Raw genomic sequence first — 13,153 nt, 5'->3', positions numbered from 1 at the left:
CGATCGCGCTCAGTCGACGTGCCCGTCGCGGGACGCGTCCTCGCTTTCGTCGTCCTCGCCGTCGTCGTCGGTCTCGTCCGTTCCGAAGCCGAGGCGTTCCAGCACCGCCAGCGCCAGGGGCTTGGTGATGCGCCGGCCCCGGCTGAGCGCGTCGCGGTCGAGCGCCGTGACGACGTCGCGGGCGCGCCCGAGGGAGCGGTCGATCCGCAGGGCCAAGGCCTCGACGATGGCGAGATCCACCACCAGTTGACGGTCCACGAACAGCTTGACGAGGACGGCCCGCAGGAGCGCGTCGTCCGGGGGCAGGATGGTGGCGCCGGGGGCGAGGCGCAGGCGCGAGCGCAGGTCCGCCGTGGACAGACCCAGCCCCTCCACCGAGGTGGCGGCGGTGAGGAGCACGGGGCTGGCGCGCTCGCGGGCGACGTTGAGGAGGTGGAACAGGGCCGCCTCGTCGCGGGGCTCCCGGTCGAGGTCCTCGATGACCAGGGCGCCGTTGGCGAGGAAGCGCGGCACGGTGGCGGCGGTGATCTCCGAGGCCTGCGCGGTCCAGGCATGGGAGCGCGTCGCCCAGATCGAGGCGAGGTGGCTCTTGCCGCTGCCCGGCGGCCCCGTGAGGAGGCAGACCGTATCGGGCCAGTTTGGCCAGGCCTCGATCAGGGCGTAGGCGGCCTCGTTGGCGGGGCCCACGAGGAAATCCTCGCGGCCGTAGCGCGGATCGGCCGGCAGGTCGAAGGCCAGCTGCTTCGGAGGGACGTTCTCGCGGGAGGCCATCTAGCGATCGGGCTTTGACACAACAGAGTTGGATAGGAGCACGGGCGAATCCGCGTGGTAGAGCGGAGACTGGAGGTAGCGTTCCAGGACGAAGCGGACCAGCACGCCGATGGAGGCCGCCACCGGCACCGCGAGCAGCAGCCCGACGAAGCCGAACAGCGAGCCGAAGGCGAGGAGCGCGAACATCAGCCAGACCGGGTGCAGGCCGACCGATTCGCCCACCAGCTTGGGCGAGATGATGTTGCCCTCCAGGAACTGCCCGACCACGAACACCCCGATCGTCAGGCCGATGTGCAGCCAGTCGGAATCCGGCCAGAACTGCGCCAGGGCGACGCCCGCCGAGAGCAGGAACCCGGTCAGCGTGCCGACATACGGGATGAAGGTGAGGAAGCCCGCGATCAGCCCGATCAGCACGCCGAAGTTCAGACCGACGAAGAACAGCCCGACGGCGTAGAAGGTGCCGAGGATGAGGCAGACCAGGGTCTGGCCGCGCACGAAGCCCGTCACCGCGCCGTCGATCTCCCAGCCGAGGCGCCGCACCACGGGCCGGTGGCGCGGCGGCACCCAGCCGTCCACGGCCGCCACCATCCGGTCCCAGTCGACCAGGAGGTAGAACGCCACCACAGGCGTCACCACGAGGAGGGAGGCGATGGAGATGATGGCCTGGCTGCCCGACCACAGGGACTTCAGGAAGGCCAGGAACCAGGTGCCTCCCTGCCCCACCAGGGTCCCGACCTGGGATTGCAGGTCGGTGAGCACGTCGGCCCCGCCCACCCGCTGCAGCAGCGGTCCGGCCCTGTCAGCCAGGATCCCCTGGAGCCGCGAGACCATGCCGGGCAGGGTCGCGATCAGGGCCGAGATCTGGTTGGCGGCGAGCGGCACCACGAGAAGCAGGGCCACCACGAGGCCGATCACGAACATTGCCAGGATGAGCAGGGAGGCCGTGAGCCGCCCCAGCCCGAGGCGCTCCAGCCGGTCGGCGATCGGGTCGAGGAGGTAGGCCAGGGCCAAGCCCGCCACGAAGGGCAGCAGCACGTCGGCGAGGAGGTAGATCAGCAGGGCGAGGCCCACGAGGGCCACCAGCCCGATCATCGCCCTGCCGCGCATCGGCCGTCCTCGCTCTTCGTCGTCCGGTTCCAAGAGTGGGAACGGGACTTCCAAGAGTGGGAACGGGACCCGGCACGGTCAAGGCTGCGAGCCGCGAAACACCCTCCGGGCCGCGATCCGCCCCGGGTCCGGCGGGGCCGGGCCGAGGCGTCGACCCGGCCATGCGTCATTCACGACTCGCCGGAACCGACGCGACCCGTTAGAGCAACGATCGAAGGACGTTGAGACGAGGTGCCGATGACGGGCGAGCCCAAGACCGGAATGACCTACGCGCAGGCGGGCGTCGACATCGATGCCGGCAACGCCATGGTCGAGACGATCAAGCCGCTGGTGCGTGCCACCCGCCGGCCGGGGGCGGATGCCGAGATCGGCGGCTTCGGCGGGCTGTTCGACCTCAAGGCCGCCGGCTTCCGGGACCCGATCCTGGTGGCGGCCAACGACGGCGTCGGCACCAAGGTGAAGATCGCCATCGAGACGAACCGCCACGACACGATCGGAATCGATCTCGTGGCGATGTGCGTGAACGACATCATCGTGCAGGGCGCCGAGCCGCTGTTCTTCCTCGACTATTTCGCCACCGCCAAGCTGGTGCCGGGGGTCGGCGCCGACATCGTGCGCGGCATCGCGGCCGGGTGCCGGCTCGCCGGCTGCGCACTGATCGGGGGCGAGACTGCCGAGATGCCCGGCCTCTACGACGGCGCCGACTACGATCTGGCCGGCTTCAGCGTGGGCGCGGCCGAGCGCGGCACCCTGCTGCCGCGCGGCAACATCGTGCCCGGCGACGTGGTGCTGGGCCTGCCCTCCTCGGGCGTGCATTCCAACGGCTTCTCGCTGGTGCGCCGCATCGTCGAGCGCAGCGGCCTGTCCTACGACGACCCGGCGCCCTTCGAGCCCGCCCGGACTCTCGGCGAGGCCCTGCTGGAGCCGACCCAGATCTACGTGAAGCCGCTGCTCGCCGCCCTGCGCAGCACGGACGGCATCAAGGCGCTGGCCCACATCACCGGCGGCGGCTTTCCCGACAACCTGCCCCGCGTGCTGCCCGAGGGGGTCGGCATCAGCATCGATCTCGACGCGATTATTCCGCCGCCGGTCTTCGGCTGGCTCTCGCAGGTGGGCGGGGTCGCCGAATCGGAGATGCTGCGCACCTTCAACTGCGGCATCGGCATGGTGGTGGTGGTGGCCCCCGACAGCGTCAGCGCCGTGTCGAAGGCCCTCGACCTCGGCGGCGCCTCCCCGGTGCGCCTCGGCCGCATCACCCCGCGCGGGGCCGAGCCCGTGACCTTCGAAGGCCGGCTCGCCTTCTGATGGCCCCGGCGAACAAGACCCGGGTCGCGATCCTGATCTCGGGGCGCGGCTCGAACATGGCCTCGCTGATCGCGGCGGCGGCAGCCTCCGACTTCCCGGCCGAAATCGTGCTGGTGGCATCCAACCGCCCCGAGGCCGGGGGCCTCGCCTTCGCGGCCGAGCGGGGCATCGCCACGCTGGCCCTCGACCACAAGGCCTATCCGAGCCGGGCGGCCTTCGACGCGGCCCTCCAGGCCGAACTCGTGGCGACCGGCATCGACCTCGTGGTCCTGGCCGGCTTCATGCGGATCTTCTCCGCCGGCTTCGTCGAGACCTGGGCGGGGCGGATGATCAATATCCACCCGTCCCTGCTGCCGCTGTTCAAGGGCGTGCACACCCACGAGCAGGCGCTGAAAGCCGGGGTTCGCCTGCACGGCTGCACCGTACACTACGTCGTGCCCGAACTCGATGCCGGCCCGATCATCGCGCAGGCCGCCGTGCCCGTGTTGCCCGGCGACGATGCCGACGCGCTCGCCGCCCGCATCCTCGTGCAGGAGCACCGGCTCTACCCGCAGGCCCTGGCGCTGGTCGCGGGCGGTCGCGTGCGGCTGGAGGGGGACCGGGTGATGTTTTCGGACGACGTGCCGCCGGCGGACGGGGCGCTGCTCAGCCTTTAGGCCGGCAAACTGCCGCGCCGGCTCACGCGTTCGGCAGGTGCGTCGCGAGCGCTTCCAGCACAGCCATGCGCACGGCGACGCCCATCTCGACCTGCTCGCGGATGAGCGACTGGGAGCCGTCGGCGATCTCTGAGGAGATCTCGACGCCCCGGTTCATCGGGCCCGGATGCATCACCAGGGCGTCGGGGGCGGCCAGGCGCAGCTTGTCGGCGTCGAGGCCGAAATAGCGGAAGTATTCCTTCACGGAGGGCACGAAGGAGCCGTTCATGCGCTCGCGCTGAAGGCGCAGCATCATGACGATGTCGCAGCCCTCCAGGCCCTTACGCATGTCGGTGAAGACCTCGACGCCGAAGCGCTCGATGCCGGTGGGCAGCAAGGTCGAGGGGCCGATGATGCGCACCCGCGCGCCGAGCGCCTGGAGCAGGATGAGATTCGAGCGGGCCACGCGACTGTGCAGGACGTCACCGCAGATCGCCACTCGCAGGCCCTCGATCCGGCCCTTGTTGCGCCGGATGGTCAGGGCGTCGAGGAGCGCCTGGGTCGGGTGCTCGTGGGCGCCGTCGCCGGCATTGACCACGGCGCAGTCGACCTTGCGGGCGAGGAGATGCACGGCGCCCGCCGCGTGGTGGCGCACCACGATGATGTCGGGCCGCATGGCGTTGAGCGTCGCGGCGGTGTCGATCAGGGTCTCGCCCTTCTTCACCGATGAGGAGGCCACCGACATGTTCATCACGTCGGCGCCCAGCCGCTTGCCCGCGAGCTCGAACGAACTCTGCGTGCGCGTGGACGGCTCGAAGAACAGGTTGATCTGGGTGCGCCCCCGCAGGGTGGTGCGCTTCTTCTCGACCTGGCGCGAGAGCGCGACGGCATCCTCCGCCCGGTCGAGGAGAACCTCGATGTCGGGTCGCGAGAGCCCCTCGATCCCGAGCAGGTGCCGGTGGGGGAAGTGTTGCGGCGCGGCTGTCATGCTGGGTCCAGGGCTATAGGCCGGGCCGGGGGGAGCGGCAAGGCGCCTGCGGGCGAGGTGCGTGGGCACCCCCGCCGGCCTTGGATCGTCAAACCCCCGGACCCACCAGCGGCCGCAGGGATTCGGCCAGGTCGGTGAGGCTCAGGCCGCCCTTCTGCAGCACCCGGTCGGCCCGGCCGGCCAGGCGCCTGCGGTCGTCGGCGGTGATGTCCTTGGCGGTGAGGACCACGACGGGGATGTCGCGCCACTCCGGCCGCTCGCGCAGCGCCCGCAGGAAGCCGAAGCCGTCCATCTCGGGCATCATCAGGTCGAGGAGGATGAGACAGGGCTTCTTGGCCGCGGTCGCCTCCAGGCCGGCGACGCCGTTCTCGGCCGCGGCCACGCGCCAGCCCTCGCGGGTCAGCATCGCGGACAGGCGCTCGCGGGCATCCGGATCGTCGTCGATGATCAGCACAGGCCCCTCGTGCTCGGAGGGCTTGAACCGCTCCATGGCCGACCTGAGCTGGCTCCACTCGATCGGCTTCTGGAGGTAGTCGGTGGCTCCCAGCGAGAAGGCGAGGTTCTGCTCGTCGAGCACCGTCACCATGATGATCGGGGTCACACCGAGGTCCGGGTCGGCCCGGAGGGTGCGCAGCACCGACCAGCCGTCCATGCGCGGCATGGTCACGTCGAGGAGGATGACGCGGGGCCGGAGTTCGCGGGCCCGCTCGACGCCCTCGCGCCCGTCGCGGGCGGTGGCGACGGTGAAGCCGTCCTTCTCCAGGAAGCGGGCGAGGAGATCGCGGGTGGCCGCGTCGTCGTCGATGATGAGAACGTGGCCGCCGGAGTTGGACCTGACCTCGCCGCTGGGGTGCGGGGCGTCGTGGTCGGGGTGGTTCGCCTCCGCCGGGTTCTGCGGCACGTAGACCGCCGGCACCGTCAGGGTGAAGGTGGTGCCGGCCCCCTCCTGGCTTTCCACCTCGATGCGTCCGCCGAGCATGTCGGCGAAGGCGCGGGTGATGGCGAGGCCGAGGCCGGTGCCACCGAAGCGCCGCGTCGTGGAGGCGTCGGCCTGCGTGAAGCGCTGGAACAGCTTGGCCTGCTGATCGGCGTTCATGCCGATGCCGGTGTCGGTGACCCGGAAGGTGAGCCAGTCGATCCCATCGCGCGATGCGCGCGAGACGGCCAGCACGATGCGCCCGCCTTCCGTGAACTTGGCGGCGTTGCTGAGGAGGTTGATGAGGCACTGGCGCAGCTTGGTCTGGTCAGTCCGCGCCTCGCCGAGCCCGTCTGCCATCTCCAGGGCGAGGGCGTTGCCCTTCTTGTCGACCAGCGTCTCCACGGTGGCGGCGACGTCGCGCACGGTCGCGGCGACGGGGAAGGCCTCGGCGTAGATCTCCATGCGCTCGGCCTCGATCTTCGAGAGGTCGAGGACGTCGTTGATGAGGCCGAGCAGGTGACGGGCATTCGCTTCGATCTTGCGCATGTCGGCGAGGAGGCCCTCCTCGCCCAGGTCCTCGATCTCCTCCTGCAGCATTTCCGAGTAGCCGATCACCGCCGAGAGCGGCGTGCGCAGCTCGTGGCTCATGTTGGCCAGGAACTGGCTCTTGGCGCGGTTGGCTTCCTCGGCCGCTTCCTTGGCGGCCTCCAGGGCCAGCTCGGCCTCCCGGCGGGCGGTGACGTCGGAATGGGTGCCGACCCATTCGCGGATGCTGCCGTTCTCTTCCAGGATCGGGACCGCCCGGGCCGACATGATCCGCCAGACCCCGTCCTGGCGCCGGACGCGATGCTCGATCTCGTAGGGCGAGAGGGTCTCCACGGCCTGAAGCCAGGCCGCGTTGGTACGGGCCCGGTCGTCCACATGGATCGCCTCCAGCCAGCCCGCGCCCGCGGCCTGCCGGGGTGACTGGCCGGTGAAGCGGGTCCACTCGGATGGCGTCGCCTCGAAGCCGCCCTCGGGATTGGTCGTCCAGACGATGGCGGTGGTGGCCTCGGTCAGCGAGCGGAAGCGCTCCTCGCTGTGGCGCATGCGCTCCTCGGAGAGCTTGCGCAGGGTCTCGTCGGAGACCACGAGCCCGACGCCGTCGGCCTGGACCCGGCCCGCCCCCGCACCGCCGGAGCGTCCCCGCAGGGGGTAGAAGCTCATCTGGAAGTGGCGCACGCCGCGCGGGGCGCTCGGCGTCGGCACCGCCACGTCGACGTTGGTGGTCACCAGGCCCTCGTCCCGGGCCGCCTTGAGCTTCGGAATCAGCTGCTCCTGGAGCGTGGGCACGTTGGCCCAGATCGGCGCGCCGAGATCGGCCCCGAAGCCACGCTCGTTCATGGTCGCGAGCGCCCGGTTCATGTGCTGGATCGTCAGGTCGCGGTCGAGGAAGCCGAGGCCCACGGGGGCGTTGGCGAAGACCCCGTCGAGGAGGGCGGCCGTGCGCTGCTCGTCGCGTCGGCGCACCAGGGCGAGGCGCCCGAGGAGCCCGACGGCGCCCAGCGCCGAGGCGATCGAGACCAGCGAGAGCACGAGGGAGAGGATCCGGTCCCAGCGCTCGCTGGCCGTCAGGACGGCGTTGGCATGGGCCTGCACGTCCCGGGCCGCCGCGCGCACCGCGTCCATGGTGCGCTTGCCCTCCCCCGTGCGGACGAGCGCCACGGCGGGATCGTAGCCCTGCGTCCGGCGTAAATCGATCACGCGGGCCGCATAGGTGCGCTTGGCCTCGACCGCGCCGCGCAGGGCACCGATGTGCCGGGGGGCCTCGGCATCCATGCCGCGGGTCAGATCGTCGATCGCGCTCAACTGGCCGTCGATGGTGCTCTGGGCGGCGTCGTAGGGTTCGAGATAGACCTCCTCCCCGAGCAGAACGAAGCCGCGCATCCCGGTTTCCAGCTCGACCATGTTGGCGAGCAGGCGGTCGCTCTGGGTGAGGATGTCGTGCTGGCGCGCGCTCTCGGTGCGGCTCGCCTCGCCGGCGAAGTAGTTGCCCAGTCCCGCCGCCACCGCGACGCCGATCAGCACGAAGGCCAGGGGTGAACTCGGAAGGCCGGAGAGCAGGCGGGTCTTGCGCCAGCCTCGGGCGGGGGCGTTCGGGGGCGCGCTGGTCATGCGATGCGGTTCACGGGGTTCGACGGCAAGGGGCAGGGAGATTTGGGGCAGGCAGGTTTTAGGGAGGGGGACTGTTGGTGGAACAGGTTCCGTGCGGGCCCGCCCTGGCGGGCCGCGCGCCCCGACCTCCGCAAACGCGCCGGCCCCGGTTCCGTTCATCGCGGCAGCGGAGCCGCTTCAATCGCTGCCCTCGTCCGGGATGGCGAGGCGGGTGCCGCAGGCCTTGCAGTGGACGGCATCGGCCTCGTGGCGCTGGAGGCCGCAGGCCGGGCAGGGAAACCGCACCTTGGGCGGCCGGAACAGGACCTGGGCGAGGCGCAGGAACAGCGTCACCCCGAAGATCATCACCGCCACCGAGATAAGGCGGCCGGAGGTGCCCGGCAGGGTGATGTCGCCGTAGCCGGTGGTCGTCAGGGAGGTCACGGTGAAGTAGAGCGCGTCGACGGCGTTGCCGATCGCCGGGTTGCTGCCGTGCTGGGTGGCGTACACGATCCCCGTCATCACGAAGACGAAGACCGCGAGGTTGGTGCCCGCCAGGATCGCGTCCTCGTTGTCGCGGAAGAGGGCGCTGTCGGCGCGCATCCGGTCGAGGAGCTGGTAGGTCCGCAGCAGGCGCAGGGTCCGCAGGATGCGCAGGAAGCCGACCCCCTCCCCGACCACGGGCGCGAGGAACGACACCACGGCGGCGATGTCGGCCCAGGTCGAGAGGTGCCGGAACTCGCCGAACCGGTCCCGGCTGATGGCGAGGCGGGCCAGGAAATCGAGGAGCACGACGAGGCCCAGGCCCACGTCGACCCCCTCGATCCAGGCGTGACGCGGCAGGAACGAGGTCGCCACGACCCAGATCACCGTGCCGATGTCGAAGACGAGGAGGCCGTAGCGGAAGCGGTGGGCGCGGTCGGTCGAGCCTTCGTAGAGGCCGGCGAGGCCTGTGCTGAGCGGGCGCATGGCGGCGGGGACGATCAGCGCCGGAGGCGGTTGCCGAGGACGAAGCCGAACAGGCCCATCAGGATGATGCCCGCCGCCCCCTCGATGCCCACCAGCAGGTTGGTGACGCGGCCCACCGGCTTGACGCCGATCTCGGGCGGGTTCGCCGTCATCATGTTGAGGGCGCTGTAGCTCACGAGGTCGAGGGGGTTGTAGGTGGCCCGGCCGTCGCCGCCCTCGGGGATGAGGCCGCCGGTGAGGCCGTAGAGGCCCGCGAACACGAAGATGAGGATGACGAAGGCGCGGGCGATGCGCGACAGGCTCTCGCCGTAGTCGCAGAGCCATTCCACGAAGCGGTCGGCGACCCACTGGTAGCCGTGCCGGGCGAGGTCCGGCCCGGAGCGGGCCTCCCAGGCCGCCCGCGCCTGGGCGCCGGCGTGGAACCGGCCCATCCGGCGCCCGCGCTTGTAGGCCCAGCTCGCCGCATCCTGGCTGCCGATGCTCTTGAAGTTCTGCTCAAGCGCGAGGTAGCTCGCCTGGGCGGCCGGGTAGTCGCGGGCGACCTCTTCGCCCACCGCGCCACCGAGCTGGTCCACCCGCATCCGGGTGCCGTTGAGCCAGGCCCCGGCGAAGCGCGCATGGCGCAGGTCGCAGGTGGAGAGGTTGAGGCGCACGAGGCTGGTCTCGGAGAGATCCGCCTCCGACAGGTTGGCGCCGTCGAGTTTCACACCCGTGAAGTTGGCGCCCTTCAGGCGCGAGCCGCCGAGCTGCGTCTTCTTCAGGCTGGCGCCCTCGAAATCCGCGTAGGTGAGGTTGACGCCCACGAGCTTGACCTCGTCCAGGCGGGCGCCGCGGAAATGCGTGTAGTCGGCGTCCGCCCCGGTGAAATCAGCGCCCCAGAGATCGGCGCCGTCGAAGTTGGCCCCGTCCAGGAGGGCGCGGCGGAGCTTGGCGAAGCGCATGGCGGCGCCACCGAAATGCGCGTCTTCCAGCATGGCGTCGTCGAAATTGGCCTCGCCGCCGGCAATCCCGGTGAAGCGGGCGCCGCTGAGGTCGGCGCCCGCGAAGCTGGCCTCCTCCACGGTTGCCCCGGCAAAGTGCGCCGAGCGGCCGAGCACGCCCGCCAGGCTCGCCCCCGAGAGGTTGGCACCCGAGAGGTCCGTATCTTCCAGGTGCGCCTCGGCGAGGTCGGCCCCCGCGAGGGCGAGGCCGCTCTGCTTGGCGTCCCACCAGGGGGGCGCCGCTTCCGAGCCGAGGCGCGCCGTCAGCGCCTCGCGCCCGAGGTTCAGGCCCCCGAGATCCAGGCCCTCGCCCGCCACGAAGGGCACGCCGGCCTCGAGGCACGCCAGGAAGGCGTCGGTCCGGACCTGCGCCGCGCCCGTGTCCGGTGACGTCTCAGGCGCCATAGGGCGACTCCGGCCGCGCGGGGCGGGCACAATCCGGGATGCCGGGCGTTGCGAAGGCGTTGGGCTTCTCGCGCGGGAAGGACTTGTCGCGCGGGAAGACCTCGGACTTTTCGCCAGGACTGGACGTTTCACCAGGACTGGACGTTTCACGAAGCTTGGCCACGACGTGCCGGCGACGGCGTGGGGAGCGGAGTGCGGCGATGACGTGGATGGCGATCGGCCTCAAGGCCACCGGGGTGCTCCTCGCGGTGGCGACGCTGCTGCCGTTCGTTCCCAGCAATTCCGGCTTCATCCGCACCTTCGACTTTCCGCGACTGCAGATCGCGGCCCTGATCGTGCCGGTGATCCTGGGCCTCGTCCTCGTCGCCCGCGACGCCGCGGGGCTGACGCTCGTCGCGGCCCTGCTGGCAGCCCTAGCGTACCAGGTGGCGTGCATCTACCCGTTCACGCGGCTGGTCTCGCCGCAGGCGGTCGCGGCCGAGGTGGGGGCCTGCCGCACCGACGCCGGCGTCTCGATCCTCATCGCCAACGTCCTCGAATCGAACCGCAGCTACGGCCCCATCCTCGACCTCGTCGCCGCGCAGGACCCCGACCTCCTCCTGCTCGTCGAGACCGACGCGGCCTGGGCCCACGCGCTGGAGCCGCTGCGCGCGCGCTATCCCCACGTGATGGCCCAGCCGCAGGACAACACCTACGGGCTGATGTTCTATTCGAAGCTTCCCCTGACCGACCCGCAGGTGCGCTTCCTCCTGGAGGACGACGTGCCCTCCGTGCGGACGGGCGTGACCCTGCGCTCGGGGCAGACCTTCACCTTCTTCGGCGTGCATCCGCGCCCGCCCCATCCCGGGCAGAGCAGCGCGCCCCGCGACGCCGAACTCGTGATGGTGGCCCGCGAGGTGGCGGCGGACGGGCGCCCGGCGGTTGTGGCGGGCGACCTCAACGACGTCGCCTGGTCGAAGACCAACGACCTGTTCCAGCGGATCAGCGGGCTCCTCGACCCCCGCATCGGGCGCGGCCTCTACCCGACCTTCAATGCCAAGTGGCCGCTGCTGCGCTGGCCCCTCGACCACATCTTCTTCAGCGACGACTTTCTCCTCGGCCGGATCGAGCGGCTGCCCCACATCCAGTCGGACCATTTTCCGATTCTGATCAGCCTGTACCGGACGGACCGGGCCCCGCGCCTGCAGGAGGCGCCCGAGGCGACGGCAGAGGATCATCGGGCGGCGCGGGAGGCCGTGGAGGCCGCCCGGTGAGGCGCCTCAGTGCTGCGCGACTCCCGCCGCCATGTTGATCGCCAGCGCCAGCACGCTGGTGTTGAAGACGTAGGCGTAGATCGTCTGCACCGTGGCGACCCGGCGGATCGTCTTGCTGGTGATGTCGGTGTCGGAGGTCTGCGAGGTCGCCCCGATGGTGACGGAGAAGTAGAAGAAGTCCCAGAAATCCGGGTTCTCGTCGCCGTTGAAGTCGAGGCCGCCGCGCGCGGCATCGCCCTCGGCGCCGTAGTAGAGATGCGCGTAGTGCACGGTGAACACCACCTGCACGAAGAGCCAGGCGCAGATCATGGTGGCGGCAGCGAGCGCCAAGTGGCTCAGGCGATAGGCTTCGCTGCCGTTGCCCCCCAGCACCAGCATCGCCACGGCGCCGAAGCTCGCGGCCGCGGCCAGGATCGCGAAGAGCGAAACCGCCAGTGCGGAATCGTCGAGGCGCGTGGCCTCGGCCCGCAGGGCGTCCTGCGACTGCCGCGCCGCCTTGCCCACGATCAGCCCGCAATAGACGAGCACGCCGAGGCACCAGCCGATGAGGAGCCGCACCGACAGGTCCGCGAAGGGCAGCACCAGGGCGAGGACGAGCGTGAGGCCGACGGAGGCGAGCAGGCGCGGTCGCAGCCAGAAGGCCCGGACGGGAAGGGTCTGAAGGGGATTTCGCATGGGACGTCCGGGGGCGCGCGAGCCTCAGCGGCGCCGCGTGGCGCGCCGGGGCTCCGGTTCTGGCATCATCCGCCGTCTCCTGCGCCCCCGTCCCCCTATCCGCAAGCCTTGTCGCAACGGGGTCCGCCGGCCGGCACCAGCCGGGCGATCCAGGGGCGAAGCGGCAGGAACAGGCGGTAGGCCACCTCGCCGAGTGCCGTCACGCCGGGCAGGCCCGCAAGGCGGGCGAGCCCGCGCCAACCCGGCAGTACGGCCCACAAGGCGGCGAACCCGGCCGCCCCCGAGACCAGGGCACCGTCCGGGCGCCGCACGTGGAATCGGGCGCGGGCAGCCTCCCGCGTCAGCTCAGGCCCGAGCTCGGCCGGGCCCTCCGCCCCAACATCGACCCAGGCGACCCGCTCGGCCCCCTCGGCTCGCCGGTACAGACGGATCTCCGCGGCGCAGAGGGGACAGGCTCCGTCGTAGTAGACGGTGAGGGCGGGATCGGCGTGCGTGGTCATGGTCCACAGATAGGGCGCCGACCGCCGGCGCATCACCCTCCCCCGACCGCTCGGCGGCACCCCGACGCCGCCGGCGCCGCACACGGGCTCGGCGCAAGTACCCGGACCGTTCGCACACGCGAGATCTCAGGTGCTCGGATCGGGCTTCCGCTGATCGATGTGGTTTCCGGTCGATCGCTTCGGTCAGCCTGCGCAAAACTCTCGGGATAGGAGACCGGCGTCGGGACCCGGATGCGACGTGCTCCGATCATGCGAAGTCGCATCTACCATCATCGATGCGATCGATAACGAGTATTGAAATCATCTGTTTGAATGATGGTGCGGCGCAATACATCTTCCGATCACGCAGCGGGGCACGGGCCTCGCGCCGACAACCAGGACATTCGATCATGACCACGCAGAACAGAGCTTTCCGCACTCTCGTCCTCGCCACCCTCGCGGCCGCGACCCTGACCGGCGCGGTGCGGGCCGACGAGCGCAGCTACGTCACGCCCCCGCTCTACCGGGAGCAGG

General features: G+C 70.9%; 11 protein-coding genes. 3 read left to right on the top strand and 8 right to left on the bottom strand.

Features of this window, described 5'->3' with window-relative positions; translation table 11 throughout:
- Nucleotides 1-9: 9 nt before the first annotated feature.
- The gene (locus MFF30_RS20380; protein WP_238281636.1) at nucleotides 10-771 is read right to left on the bottom strand and encodes a P-loop NTPase family protein; all 762 of its coding nucleotides are present in this window, start codon (nucleotides 769-771) and stop codon (nucleotides 10-12) included.
- On the bottom strand, nucleotides 772-1,878 hold the full coding sequence (locus MFF30_RS20375) for an AI-2E family transporter (RefSeq protein WP_238281634.1): 1,107 nt from the start codon (nucleotides 1,876-1,878) through the stop codon (nucleotides 772-774).
- Between the two features lie 237 nt (nucleotides 1,879-2,115).
- On the opposite strand from MFF30_RS20375, the gene purM reads away from it, so the two are divergent.
- A complete protein-coding gene (purM, locus tag MFF30_RS20370; RefSeq protein WP_238281632.1) occupies nucleotides 2,116-3,183 on the top strand; it encodes a phosphoribosylformylglycinamidine cyclo-ligase in 1,068 nt (355 codons plus the stop codon).
- Entirely contained in the window at nucleotides 3,183-3,839 is a 657-nt protein-coding gene (gene purN / locus MFF30_RS20365; RefSeq protein WP_238281630.1) for a phosphoribosylglycinamide formyltransferase, read from the top strand. Before purM ends, purN begins: the two co-directional genes overlap by 1 nt.
- Nucleotides 3,840-3,861: 22 nt before the next feature.
- Here the strand turns inward: purN and MFF30_RS20360 are convergent, their stop codons facing one another.
- The 4 genes from MFF30_RS20360 to MFF30_RS20345 all read right to left on the bottom strand — a co-directional run bounded on the left by MFF30_RS20360 (nucleotide 3,862) and on the right by MFF30_RS20345 (nucleotide 10,212).
- Nucleotides 3,862-4,806, bottom strand: coding sequence for an aspartate carbamoyltransferase catalytic subunit (locus MFF30_RS20360; protein ID WP_238281628.1), 945 nt, complete (start codon nucleotides 4,804-4,806; stop codon nucleotides 3,862-3,864).
- 88 nt (nucleotides 4,807-4,894) lie between these two features.
- On the bottom strand, nucleotides 4,895-7,879 hold the full coding sequence (locus MFF30_RS20355; RefSeq protein WP_238281626.1) for a response regulator: 2,985 nt from the start codon (nucleotides 7,877-7,879) through the stop codon (nucleotides 4,895-4,897).
- A gap of 177 nt (nucleotides 7,880-8,056) precedes the next feature.
- Nucleotides 8,057-8,827, bottom strand: coding sequence for a potassium channel family protein (locus MFF30_RS20350; protein ID WP_238281624.1), 771 nt, complete (start codon nucleotides 8,825-8,827; stop codon nucleotides 8,057-8,059).
- Nucleotides 8,828-8,841: 14 nt separating this feature from the next.
- On the bottom strand, nucleotides 8,842-10,212 hold the full coding sequence (locus tag MFF30_RS20345; RefSeq protein WP_238281622.1) for a pentapeptide repeat-containing protein: 1,371 nt from the start codon (nucleotides 10,210-10,212) through the stop codon (nucleotides 8,842-8,844).
- A 200-nt stretch (nucleotides 10,213-10,412) separates the two neighbouring features.
- Between MFF30_RS20345 and MFF30_RS20340 the strand changes: the two genes are divergently transcribed.
- On the top strand, nucleotides 10,413-11,465 hold the full coding sequence (locus MFF30_RS20340; protein WP_238281620.1) for an endonuclease/exonuclease/phosphatase family protein: 1,053 nt from the start codon (nucleotides 10,413-10,415) through the stop codon (nucleotides 11,463-11,465).
- Between the two features lie 6 nt (nucleotides 11,466-11,471).
- Here the strand turns inward: MFF30_RS20340 and MFF30_RS20335 are convergent, their stop codons facing one another.
- Both MFF30_RS20335 and MFF30_RS20330 read right to left on the bottom strand, forming a co-directional pair.
- Nucleotides 11,472-12,140 carry a DUF1345 domain-containing protein gene (locus tag MFF30_RS20335; RefSeq protein ID WP_238281618.1) on the bottom strand — a complete coding sequence of 223 codons (669 nt, stop codon included), beginning with the start codon at nucleotides 12,138-12,140 and terminating at the stop codon, nucleotides 11,472-11,474.
- Nucleotides 12,141-12,235: 95 nt separating this feature from the next.
- Nucleotides 12,236-12,673 carry a thiol-disulfide oxidoreductase DCC family protein gene (locus MFF30_RS20330; RefSeq protein ID WP_238281616.1) on the bottom strand — a complete coding sequence of 146 codons (438 nt, stop codon included), beginning with the start codon at nucleotides 12,671-12,673 and terminating at the stop codon, nucleotides 12,236-12,238.
- Nucleotides 12,674-13,153 lie beyond the last annotated feature (480 nt).

This window comes from Methylobacterium goesingense (genome assembly GCF_022179225.1).
Taxonomy (GTDB): Bacteria; Pseudomonadota; Alphaproteobacteria; order Rhizobiales; family Beijerinckiaceae; genus Methylobacterium; species Methylobacterium goesingense.
This window is presented reverse-complemented; position numbering and strand designations above follow the sequence as displayed.

Bases quoted from the DNA above. Each gene is read 5' to 3' on its own strand.
- MFF30_RS20380 (WP_238281636.1), bottom strand. From the start codon at position 771: ATGGCCTCCCGCGAGAACGTCCCTCCGAAGCAGCTGGCCTTCGACCTG.
- MFF30_RS20375 (WP_238281634.1), bottom strand. From the start codon at position 1,878: ATGCGCGGCAGGGCGATGATCGGGCTGGTGGCCCTCGTGGGCCTCGCC.
- purM (WP_238281632.1), top strand. From the start codon at position 2,116: ATGACGGGCGAGCCCAAGACCGGAATGACCTACGCGCAGGCGGGCGTC.
- purN (WP_238281630.1), top strand. From the start codon at position 3,183: ATGGCCCCGGCGAACAAGACCCGGGTCGCGATCCTGATCTCGGGGCGC.
- MFF30_RS20360 (WP_238281628.1), bottom strand. From the start codon at position 4,806: ATGACAGCCGCGCCGCAACACTTCCCCCACCGGCACCTGCTCGGGATC.
- MFF30_RS20355 (WP_238281626.1), bottom strand. From the start codon at position 7,879: ATGACCAGCGCGCCCCCGAACGCCCCCGCCCGAGGCTGGCGCAAGACC.
- MFF30_RS20350 (WP_238281624.1), bottom strand. From the start codon at position 8,827: ATGCGCCCGCTCAGCACAGGCCTCGCCGGCCTCTACGAAGGCTCGACC.
- MFF30_RS20345 (WP_238281622.1), bottom strand. From the start codon at position 10,212: ATGGCGCCTGAGACGTCACCGGACACGGGCGCGGCGCAGGTCCGGACC.
- MFF30_RS20340 (WP_238281620.1), top strand. From the start codon at position 10,413: ATGACGTGGATGGCGATCGGCCTCAAGGCCACCGGGGTGCTCCTCGCG.
- MFF30_RS20335 (WP_238281618.1), bottom strand. From the start codon at position 12,140: ATGCGAAATCCCCTTCAGACCCTTCCCGTCCGGGCCTTCTGGCTGCGA.
- MFF30_RS20330 (WP_238281616.1), bottom strand. From the start codon at position 12,673: ATGCGCCGGCGGTCGGCGCCCTATCTGTGGACCATGACCACGCACGCC.